11 protein-coding genes are annotated in these 9,876 nt (G+C 70.1%); 5 read left to right on the forward strand and 6 right to left on the reverse strand.

The features are described 5' to 3' along the window. The 4 genes from ftsL to ADBZ5U_RS11510 all read right to left on the reverse strand — a co-directional run. On the reverse strand, positions 1-775 hold a 775-nt coding region (gene ftsL / locus ADBZ5U_RS11495), incomplete at its 3' end, for a cell division protein FtsL (protein ID WP_526265513.1). Then, the gene (rsmH, locus tag ADBZ5U_RS11500) at positions 776-1,915 is read right to left on the reverse strand and encodes a 16S rRNA (cytosine(1402)-N(4))-methyltransferase RsmH (protein WP_526265515.1); all 1,140 of its coding nucleotides are present in this window, start codon (positions 1,913-1,915) and stop codon (positions 776-778) included. Continuing rightward, the gene (gene mraZ / locus ADBZ5U_RS11505; RefSeq protein ID WP_526265529.1) at positions 1,890-2,321 is read right to left on the reverse strand and encodes a division/cell wall cluster transcriptional repressor MraZ; all 432 of its coding nucleotides are present in this window, start codon (positions 2,319-2,321) and stop codon (positions 1,890-1,892) included. The genes rsmH and mraZ overlap by 26 nt, the downstream gene beginning before the upstream one ends. Before the next feature lie 313 nt (positions 2,322-2,634). After that, the gene (locus ADBZ5U_RS11510) at positions 2,635-3,039 is read right to left on the reverse strand and encodes an SCO2097 family morphological protein (RefSeq protein ID WP_526265531.1); all 405 of its coding nucleotides are present in this window, start codon (positions 3,037-3,039) and stop codon (positions 2,635-2,637) included. 351 nt (positions 3,040-3,390) lie between these two features. Between ADBZ5U_RS11510 and ADBZ5U_RS11515 the strand changes: the two genes are divergently transcribed. The 4 genes from ADBZ5U_RS11515 to ADBZ5U_RS11530 all read left to right on the forward strand — a co-directional run bounded on the left by ADBZ5U_RS11515 (position 3,391) and on the right by ADBZ5U_RS11530 (position 7,406). Further along, complete coding sequence (locus ADBZ5U_RS11515; protein ID WP_526265517.1) at positions 3,391-3,990, forward strand: GNAT family N-acetyltransferase; 600 nt, start codon at positions 3,391-3,393, stop codon at positions 3,988-3,990. Between the two features lie 92 nt (positions 3,991-4,082). Further along, entirely contained in the window at positions 4,083-4,781 is a 699-nt protein-coding gene (locus ADBZ5U_RS11520) for an LppM family (lipo)protein (protein ID WP_526265519.1), read from the forward strand. A 48-nt stretch (positions 4,782-4,829) separates the two neighbouring features. Beyond that, positions 4,830-5,918, forward strand: a complete 1,089-nt coding sequence (gene idsA2 / locus ADBZ5U_RS11525) for a bifunctional (2E,6E)-farnesyl/geranyl diphosphate synthase (protein ID WP_526265533.1) — start codon at positions 4,830-4,832, stop codon at positions 5,916-5,918. Between the two features lie 6 nt (positions 5,919-5,924). Next, positions 5,925-7,406 carry an alpha-(1->6)-mannopyranosyltransferase A gene (locus ADBZ5U_RS11530; protein ID WP_526265521.1) on the forward strand — a complete coding sequence of 494 codons (1,482 nt, stop codon included), beginning with the start codon at positions 5,925-5,927 and terminating at the stop codon, positions 7,404-7,406. Between the two features lie 34 nt (positions 7,407-7,440). On the opposite strand, the gene ADBZ5U_RS11535 is transcribed toward ADBZ5U_RS11530, so the two are convergent. Beyond that, complete coding sequence (locus tag ADBZ5U_RS11535; RefSeq protein ID WP_526265523.1) at positions 7,441-7,857, reverse strand: Rv2175c family DNA-binding protein; 417 nt, start codon at positions 7,855-7,857, stop codon at positions 7,441-7,443. A 34-nt stretch (positions 7,858-7,891) separates the two neighbouring features. Between ADBZ5U_RS11535 and ADBZ5U_RS11540 the strand changes: the two genes are divergently transcribed. After that, positions 7,892-9,061, forward strand: coding sequence for a protein kinase domain-containing protein (locus tag ADBZ5U_RS11540; RefSeq protein WP_526265525.1), 1,170 nt, complete (start codon positions 7,892-7,894; stop codon positions 9,059-9,061). Here ADBZ5U_RS11540 and ADBZ5U_RS11545 read toward each other — a convergent pair. Next, on the reverse strand, positions 9,058-9,876 hold an 819-nt coding region (locus ADBZ5U_RS11545), incomplete at its 5' end, for a 3-deoxy-7-phosphoheptulonate synthase (RefSeq protein WP_526265527.1). The genes ADBZ5U_RS11540 and ADBZ5U_RS11545 overlap by 4 nt on opposite strands.

The following is a 9,876-nucleotide window of genomic DNA, read 5'->3' on the forward strand; positions in this document are numbered from 1 at the left end:
GGCTTGCCGGCGGCGGTGGCAGCAGAACCGGGATCTCGCCCGTCGCGGCGGCGCCCGGCTTGGGTGCGGCCGGCGCCGCCTGGGCCGCATTGGCCGGGGCCGGCGGCTTCTCGTCGGGCAGCTTGGTGTTCAACGAAGGCGGCGGGGCGCCCTCGGCGGGCTTGGGCTGCCCCACCACGATCCAGTTGCCGGCCGGATCCTTGACCAGATGGGCGGTGTCCCGGGACGGGATCATCCCGAGGTTGCGCGCAGCGTCGGCCAGCGCCGGGGCGGACTGGGCCTCCAGGACGTCGCGCTCGAGGCCTTCCTTCTGCTGAGCCAGGGCGTCGTTGAGGGCCCGGGCATTTCCCAGCTGATAGGACCGCTGTGCGGCGTCGGTGGACAGCCAGAGGGTGATCCCCAAGCCGAGCGCCAGCGCGGCGATCACCAGCACCACGAACGGAACTCTGGCCACCAGGCTGCGCGGGCTGAGGTCGAGGGTCGCCAGCCTGGCCAGCAGCCGCTCCCGTAGCGGCGTCCGGATCACTTTGGGAGCCTTGGCTTTACGGGCCTTCGCGCGGGCCTTGGCCTGACTGGTGCTCTTCGGCCGGGCCGGACGCTCGGCCGGCCGGCCGGCCGGCGCGGTCTGCGGGCCCTGACGCTGCGCGCGTGGCTCCTGGGGGCGGCGCTTACCCTTGCGCGACGACGCCTCCACCGCGCCGCTACGGCCGGTGTGCCTGCGACGAGCGGTTTCGTCGGCGGCGGTGCGGCTGGCTGGCTTGTGCCCGACCTTCATCTACGAAACCTCTCCATCGCAACGTTCGATCGCGCGCAGGCGAACCGGGGCGCTGCGCGGGTTGCGCTGCACCTCGGCGGCGCCGGCCCGCTCAGCCCCGCGGGTCAGCGCCACGAATTCCGGTCCGTAGCCGGGCAATTCGACCGGCAGTCCTTCCGGGGACCGGGAGGAAGTCGCGGCCGCGAAGGCCGTCTTGACGATCCGGTCCTCCAGTGACTGGTAGGCCATCACGACGATGCGTCCGGCCGGGCGCAGCGCGGCCAGCGCGGCGGGCAGCGCCTGGCTCAGCGAGTCCAGTTCGGCGTTGACCGCGATTCGCAGCGCCTGGAAGGTGCGCTTGGCCGGATGGCCACCGGTCCGCCGGGCCGGCGCCGGAATGGCGTCGTAGAGGGTCTGCACCAACTGACCGGTGCGGGTGAAAGGCGTCCGCGCGCGCCGTTCGACGATGAATCCGGCGATCCGGGCGGCGAACTTCTCCTCGCCGTACCGGCGCAGGACGTCGGCGAGTCGGTTCCGGTCCCAGGTGTTGAGGATCTCGGCTGCCGTCAGGTCGGCGTCGCGATCCATCCGCATGTCCAGGGGTGCGTCCTGGGCGTAGGAAAAGCCGCGCTCGGGCCGGTCGAGTTGCATCGACGAGACGCCGAGGTCGAACAGCACGCCGTCGACGGAAGCCGTTGCAGCCAAGCCGTTCTCACGCAGCGCCTCCGCGATTCCGTCATAGCGGGTGTGCACCAGGGTGACCCGGTCACCGAAGGGGGCCAGCCGCCGTCCGGTGATGGCCAGCGCGTCGGGATCGCGGTCCAGACCGATCAGGCGCAGGCCGGGGAACCGTTCCAGGAAGCGCTCGGCGTGACCGCCGGCTCCCAACGTCGCATCGACCAGCACCGCGCCGGATCCGTCGGCCGCGGCGCGGGTGAGCGCGGGCGCGAGCAGTTCGACGCAGCGCTCGAGCAGGACGGGGACGTGACCGTGGTCCGTGCGGTCTGCCACTGCACAGCCTCCCACTCGGTAAGTCGCCGGTGCGGCGAGGTCCCTGTCCGAGTGGGCGAACCTGGCGTCGGGGAAGTACGCCAGGGTCGGCTCGGGCAGAGACCACGCCGCACCGGCGCGCGGCTCAGATGATGTCGCTGAGCGCTTCATCGCTGGCAGCGGAGAAATTCTCTTCGTGGGTCTGCTGGTAGTCCTGCCAGGACCGGGCGTCCCAGATCTCCAGGAAGTCCACCGCCCCGATGACCACGCAGTCCTTGGTGAGACCGGCGTAGCGCCGGTGGTCGGCCGACAGGGTGATCCGGCCCTGCGAATCAGGGTGCTGCTCATCGGTGCCGGCCGCCAGGTTGCGCAGGAAGGCCCGCGCCTCCGGGTTGCTGCGCGAGGTGGCCGCGGCCCGTCGGGCCAGTGTCTCGAACTGGGTTCGGGGGTAGACCGCCAGGCTGTGGTCCTGGCTCTTGGTGACCATCAGCCCGCCCGCCAGCGCGTCGCGGAACTTCGCAGGCAGCGTCAGCCGGCCTTTGTCGTCCAGCTTGGGCGTGTAGGTGCCGAGGAACATCCACAGCACCTCCTGATCACGCCGGCGAAGCGCGGGCCACTTCGCTCCCGCTACGATACCCCACAATGCCCCACTTTGCTCCACAACCTGGGCGGAAAACGACCAAAATCCCCCCAAATTAGGCCGAACAAGGGTCAGCAGACCGCCGGAATTCCGCAGAACACGGCGTCAGCCCAGTTGAAGACCTACCCGGGATGGTGGGGGAAGGTGGGGCGGCCACATCGGGACGCGCCGAGACAGTGTCCGGATCGCGACTTCGGCGAGACGCGGCGGAGTGACGGAACCGGGGCGCGCTTTCAGCGCAGAAGCGGGTCTACTCGTCGAACCGGCGACGGAACCGGTCCTCCATGCGGTTGGTGAACGATCCGCCGGCGCCGCCCTTGCCGCGTCGCGGCGGCCGGGAACCACCGGCCGCCCCGCCGCCCCGGCCGGCGCGGGCGGGCGAACCGGTGACGGCGAAGACCACGCCGCCGAACATCACCAGGAAGCCCAGCACCGACAGGATGGGGAAGCCGGCAACCATGGTGGCCTTGACCGCCACGCCCGCGACCAGCATGGCCAATCCGATAATGAGCAGGCCCGCGCCCTGCAGGCGCCGCCGAGCGGACGGCGCTCGCAGATTGCCGCCGCGAACGCTGGACGCGAATTTGGGGTCCTCGGCGTAGAGTGCGCTCTCGATCTGGTCAAGCATTCGCTGCTCATGCTCGGAGAGTGGCATCATCCCTCCCTCTGCCGATCGGCCGATCGCGGTTTCCTCGCCGCGGTTGAGACCGGGCGCCTGATCACATGATACGAGGTGGGGATGCCCCATACCACCCGGATTCAGCACTGGTTTTCGGCCGCGTTCGTCGAAAGTGTAGCCGTCGGCCGGTCCGGCACCAGCCCGGCCGGGCGCCCGTAAGACCCCCGTCATCTGTGCCGGCCGCACCGCAAAGCGATTCCGGCGATCTCCGCGGCATTTTTCCACTGGCGGCCGACCATAATGGGCACGAAGGCCGCGGGCGACGAACACAGCGGGCGACGAACACAGCGGGCGACGAACACCGCGGCACCGAAGGGGGGACGGAGGTTGGCCACCTTCCTGATCGACTTGTCGCCTCACGACATGCAAACCCGCCTCGGAGACGCCCTGACGGTCTACGTGGACGCCATGCACTATCCGCGCGGCACCGAGAGCCAGCGGGCGCCGATGTGGCTGGAACACACCCGCCGCGCGGGCTGGCGGGCGGTTGCCGCGGTCGACGTCGCGGGCGGGGACGCCCGACCGCCCTCCGAGGATCAGTTGCGCGCCGCGCCGTTGCTGGGCGTCGGCTACGGCTACCGCGGATCCCCGGACCAGTGGTGGCAGCAGCAGGTGCGGCGCGGACTGCACCATTTCGGCTTGCCGTCGGAGGAGGTCAGCCGGCTGATGAACGATTACTTCGAACTCACCGAGTTGCACATCCATCCCCGCGCACAGGGCCGCGGCCTCGGCGAGGAGCTGGTGCGCCGACTGCTCAGCGAACGATCCGAGGCCAACGTCCTGCTGTCCACCCCGGAGATCGGCGGCGAGCCCAACCGGGCCTGGCGGCTGTACCGGAGGCTCGGGTTCGCCGACGTCATCCGCGGCTACCACTTCTCCGGCGACCCGCGGGCCTTCGCCATTCTCGGCCGCGCTCTGCCCCTGTAGGGCGGCCACCGATTGCAGGCCCGCTTGCAGGGCCCGCTTGCACGGCCCGCCGCCGCGGTGGGGCGCCGCGGGGAATCTGGCACGATGATGCGGTGCCGACCGCCGTCCGTGACCGCTCCCGCCTGCCGGTGCTGGCGACGCTGCTGCTGATCGCCGCACCGCTGCTCACCGGTTGTCTGCGCGTGCAAGCCTCGATCACGGTCTCCCCGGACGACCTGGTATCGGGGGACGTCATCGCGGCGGTCAAGCCCCGGGACGACAACGACAAGGGGCCCCAGTTCGACCCGAACATCGGGGGCTTGGGTCAGAAGATCTCGGTCTCGCCCTACCGGGCGGACGGCTACGTCGGCTCGCGTGCCGGATTCGCCGATCTGACGCTGGCCGAGGTGCCGCAGTTGGCCAACCTCAGCCGCGATGCCGCCGGTGTGGACATCGCGCTGCGCCGGGCCGGCAATCTGGTGATCCTGGAGGGCCGGGTGGACCTGACCAACGTCACCGATCCCGAGGCCGACGTCAGATTCCGGGCCGCGTTCCCCGGCGAGGTGGCGTCGACCAACGGCGACCTGGTCGACACCGGCACCGTGGAGTGGAATCTGAAGCCCGGGACCGTCACCATCATGAGCGCGCAGTCCCGCTACACCGACCCGAGCACCCGATCGTTCACCGCCGCCGCGATCCGGCTCGGGCTGGCGGCGTGCCTGGTTGCCGCGATCGTCGCCGCCCTGGCCTGGCGTGACCACGACCGGACCTCACCCCGGTTCGCCGCCGCCGGCGAGTCCGAAGACCTCTAATCTGATCTGACCCGACGATCGCCGGGAGAAAGGGGCCTCGCGCTGAGCCTGCAAGCAGCAGCGCCGTCGGCCGCCGAGCTGGCCGGCGCCGTCACCGACCAACTCCGGGGGTATCTGGCCGACCGCCGCGCCGAGGCCGCTTACATGGGCGGCGATTACGGCGGATTGATCGCGGCGCTCGAGGAATTCGTCCTACGCGGCGGCAAACGCCTGCGCCCGGCCTTCGCCTACTGGGGCTACCGTGCCGTCACCCCGCAGCCGGGTGATCCGGTCGACGACGACGCGCTGCTGCTGTTCTCCGCGCTGGAACTTCTGCACGCCTGCGCGCTGGTGCACGACGACGTCATTGACGACTCGGCCACCCGGCGCGGAATGCCCACCGCCCATGTGCATTTCACCGAGCTGCATCGCGGCCTCGGCTGGCGCGGCTCGGCGGAGCAGTTCGGCCGCTCGGCGGCGATTCTGCTCGGCGACCTGTCACTGGTGTGGGCCGACGACATCGTCTCCGCGGCACCGCTCCCGCCGGATGCCCACCGGCGGGTGCGGCGGGTGTGGTCCGACATCCGGACCGAGGTCCTCGGCGGCCAGTACCTCGACATCGTCGCCGAATCCAGCGGCACCCACTCCATCGAGACGGCCATGCGAGTGAACACCTACAAGACCGCGTCCTACACGGTGTCCCGGCCGCTGCAACTGGGCGCGGCGGCCGCGGCCGATCGCCCCGACATCCAGGCGGCGTTCCACGGTTTCGGCACCGACCTCGGCGTCGCCTTCCAACTGCGTGACGACGTGCTGGGGGTTTTCGGCGACCCCGCCGTGACCGGCAAGCCGTCCGGGGACGATCTGCGGTCCGGTAAGCGCACCGTGCTGCTGGCCGAGGCCGTCGAACGGGCCGAGCGCACCGACCCCGGCGGCGCCGCCCGGCTGCGCTCCTGGGTCGGCACCGACCTGACCGATTCCCAGGTCCGGGAACTGTGTTCGGTCATCGAGTCGGTCGGCGCCCTGGCCGCGGTGGAGGACCACATCGGCCTGCTGACCCGGCGCGCACTGGACGCCCTGGCGCAGGCGCCGATCAACCCGCCGGCGAAGAAGGGCCTGAGCGAGCTCGCCGGATTGGCCGCCAACCGGTCGGCCTAGACGCAGATGTCCGCATCACCCGCCACGGCACGACCGCCGGCCGGACCGGCCAGGCTGCGGGAGTTCGCCCGCAGCGACGAGAGCCGGCCGGCCCGGCTGGGACTGGCCGGCGCCACTCTGATCGCGGCCGGCGGACTCGGGGCCGGCAGCACCCGGCTCCACGACCCGTTCCTGGAGGCGTTGCACCTGTCCTGGCTGCGGTTCGGCCACGGCCTGGTGATCTCATCGCTGGTGCTGTGGAGCGGCGTCCTGGTGATGCTGGCGGCATGGGTCTGGCTGGGGCGCAGGCTCTTTGACGGACGGCCCACCAGCGAGTACACCATTATCGCCACCACGGGGTTCTGGCTGCTGCCGATGCTGCTGAGCGTTCCGCTGTTCAGCCGGGACGCCTACTCGTACCTGGCCCAGGGCGCATTGCTGCGGGACGGCTTCGACCCCTACGTGGTGGGGCCCATCGAGAACCCGAATGTGTTGCTGGACAACGTCAGTTCGGTGTGGACCACCACCACCGCGCCCTACGGCCCCGCCTTCATCCTGATCGCCAAGTTCGTGACCGTCGTCGTCGGGGACGACATGGTCGCCGGAACCGTCCTGCTGCGGCTGTGCATGCTGCCGGGACTGGCACTGCTGATCTGGGCCGCTCCGCGGGTGGCCCGCCACATCGGCGCCAACGGCGCGGTGGCACTGTGGATCTGCGTGCTCAACCCGCTGGTGATAATCCACCTGATCGGTGGTGTGCACAACGAGATGCTGATGGTGGGCCTGATGATGGCCGGCATCGCATTGATCTTCGCCGGCCGGAACATCACCGGATGCGCGCTGATCGCCGTGGCGGTCGCGATCAAAGCCACCGCGATCCTGGCCTTGCCGTTCATGGTGTGGGTGTGGGTCCGCCACCTCGGCGGCAATCGTCTGCGAGCCTTCATTCTCGCCGGGGTGACCGCACTGGTCACTTTCGTCGCGGTCTTCGGGGCGCTCTCCGGCCTGGCCGGCGTCGGCCTCGGCTGGCTGACCGCACTGCAGGGATCGGTGCGGATCATCAACTGGCTCACCGTTCCCACCGCGCTGACCAACCTCACCGACGCGGCGCTGGGGTCCGTCCTGCCGGTCGACTTCTACGCGCTCCTCCGGGTCGCGCGCCTGGTCGGAGTCGGGATAATCCTGGTGTCGCTTCCGCTGCTGTGGTGGCGATTCCGGCACACCGACCGCGAGGCGCTGCAGGGCATCGCCTGGGCGATGCTGGTGGTCGTGCTGTTCGTCCCGGCGGCGCTGCCCTGGTACTACACCTGGCCGCTGGCGGTGGTGTCGGCCCTGGCCCAGTCCCGGTCGGCGGTCGCACTCATCGCGGGCGCCTCGACGTGGATCATGTTGATCTTCAAGCCCGACGGCTCGCACGGGATGTACTACTGGCTGCACGTGCTGCTGGCCACGGCCTTCGCGGTGGCGGCCTGGTATGCCCTGGACAAGTCGGACCGGGCCGCCCGGTAGGCCGGTTCACTAAGCCCTGTTCAGTAGGCCGTGTTCAGTAAGCCATGGCCTGCGCGCGCCGGAGCACCTCCCGCGCCTGATGGGCGTGCAGGGCGTCGACCGGCCGGGCGTTGGCCACCGGTTCGCGCACACCGTCGCGGGTCAGGGTCAGCGTCGGGTCCGGGGTGAACATCCACCGCAGGATCTCCGCGTCGCGGTAACCGCCGTCGCGCAGCAACGCCAACAGACCGGACAGCGTCTTGACCACGCCGACCTTTCCGGACTCGGCCACGGCGAAGAAAGCCTGGGGAACCACCGGAATGCCGTTGCGCCGCACCGCCACCAGCTGGCCGTCCCGCAACTGCTGGTGCACCTTGGTTACCGACAACCCGAGCAACTCGGCGACGGTCGGTAGGTCATAGACCGGTTCGTCGGGGTCCAGGACGTCCTCACCGGCCGGAATGCTGCTCACCGCTTCAGTCTATGTGGCGCCTGGTCGGCCTAGGATGAGCCCCGTGACGCCGGACCCCCTCGTCGGCGCCGTCCTCGACGGCCGCTACCGCGTCGAGGCCCCCATCGCCAGCGGTGGGATGTCCACGGTGTACCGCGGGCGCGACGTCCGACTCGAGCGCCCGGTGGCGCTGAAGGTGATGGATTCCCGCTACGCGGGTGACCACCAGTTCCTCACCCGGTTCCAGCGCGAGGCGCGCGCGATTGCGCACCTGAAGCACCCCGGCCTGGTGGCGATCTACGACCAGGGGCAGGACGCCAGGCATCCGTTTCTGGTGATGGAACTCATCGAGGGCGGAACACTGCGCGAACTGCTGCAGGAGCGCGGGCCGATGCCGCCGCACGCCGTGGCGGCGGTGCTGCGCCCGGTGCTCGGCGGCCTGGGGGTGGCTCACCGCGCGGGCCTGGTGCATCGAGATGTCAAACCCGAGAACGTGCTGATCTCGGACGACGGCGAGGTCAAGCTTGTCGACTTCGGCCTGGTGCGGGCGATCGCCGAAGCGGGAATCACCTCGACGAGCGTCATCCTCGGGACGGCGGGGTACCTTTCGCCCGAACAGGTCGAGGGCCGGCCCACCGGGCCGCGCAGCGATGTCTACTCCGCCGGCATCCTGACCTTCGAATTACTCACCGGCACAATGCCTTTCCGGGGCGATAACGCGCTCGGCGTGGCCCACCAGCGACTGGACCGCGACGTTCCCCCGCCCAGTTCGACGATCGACGGTGTGCCGCCGCAGTTCGACGAGTTCGTCGCGCGCGCCACCGCGCGCGATCCCCGGGACAGGTTCCCGGACGCCGCCGCGATGGGTTCCCGACTGCATGCCATCTCCGAGGAGTTGGGGCTGCCGGCCTTCCGCGTCCCCGCCCCGCAGAACTCCGCGAGCCATGCCGCCGCGACCGTCGTTCACCGTCATCCGCCGGCGAACCCGGCGAACCCGTACCTGCCCAACGGAACCCGCCAGTTCGCCCATGACGACATCCCGGACGAATTGCCCGGCGAGCCATGGGAATTCGCCGGGATCGACATCGAGGAGTTCCACTTCGCCCGGCAGCGCAGCCGCCGCGCGGCGGTGTTCTGGGCGCTGGCGGTGCTGGTGCTCAACGGCCTGGTGGCGGCCGCGGCGTGGAGTCTGGGCACGAACTACCAGGGACTGCTGGGACGCTAGTCGCGCAGCATCTCCGCGACCAGGAACGCCAACTCCAGGCTCTGCTGGGTGTTCAACCTGGGGTCGCAGGCGGTTTCATAGCGGCCCGACAGGTCGGTGTCGGAGATGTCCTGGGCGCCGCCGAGGCATTCCGTCACGTTCTCGCCGGTGATCTCGACGTGAATGCCGCCGGGGTGGGTGCCCAGCGCGCGGTGCACCTCGAAGAAGCCCTGCACCTCGTCGACGATCCGGTCGAAATGGCGGGTCTTGTAGCCGGTCGAGGACTCGTGGGTGTTGCCGTGCATGGGATCGCACTGCCAGATGACCTGATGGCCGGTGGCCTGCACCTTCTCGATGATCGGCGGCAGCAGATCGCGAACCTTCTGGTTGCCCAGCCGGCTGATCAGGGTCAGCCGTCCCGGCTGGTTGTGCGGGTCGAGACGCTCGACGTACTCGACCGCCAGCTCCGGGGTCATGTTGGGGCCGATCTTGACCCCGATCGGGTTGGCGACCACCTCGGCGAAGGCGATGTGCGCGCCGTCGAGCTGGCGGGTCCGCTCGCCGATCCAGATGTAGTGCGCCGAGAGGTCGTACAGACGCGGCTCCGGGGAATGGGCGGGGAACTCGTCGGACAGCCGCAGCATGGCGCGCTCGTAGTCCAGCACCAGCGCCTCGTGGCTGGCGTAGATCTCGGCGGTGTCGAGATTGCGGTCGTTGACCCCGCACGCCGCCATGAACCGCATGCCGCGGTCGATCTCGGCGGCCAGCGCCTCGTAGCGGGCGCCGGCCGGCGAGGTGCGCACGAACTCCCGGTTCCAGTCGTGGACCAGATGCAG

This window comes from Mycobacterium sp. (assembly GCF_040398885.1).
Taxonomy (GTDB): domain Bacteria; phylum Actinomycetota; class Actinomycetes; order Mycobacteriales; family Mycobacteriaceae; genus Mycobacterium.

What these genes read in the sequence shown, in the direction of transcription:
- ADBZ5U_RS11540 (WP_526265525.1), top strand. Translation starts at nt 7,892, where the DNA reads ATGAGCCCCGTGACGCCGGACCCCCTCGTCGGCGCCGTCCTCGACGGC.
- ADBZ5U_RS11530 (WP_526265521.1), top strand. Translation starts at nt 5,925, where the DNA reads ATGTCCGCATCACCCGCCACGGCACGACCGCCGGCCGGACCGGCCAGG.
- ADBZ5U_RS11510 (WP_526265531.1), bottom strand. Translation starts at nt 3,039, where the DNA reads ATGCCACTCTCCGAGCATGAGCAGCGAATGCTTGACCAGATCGAGAGC.
- mraZ (WP_526265529.1), bottom strand. Translation starts at nt 2,321, where the DNA reads ATGTTCCTCGGCACCTACACGCCCAAGCTGGACGACAAAGGCCGGCTG.
- rsmH (WP_526265515.1), bottom strand. Translation starts at nt 1,915, where the DNA reads ATGAAGCGCTCAGCGACATCATCTGAGCCGCGCGCCGGTGCGGCGTGG.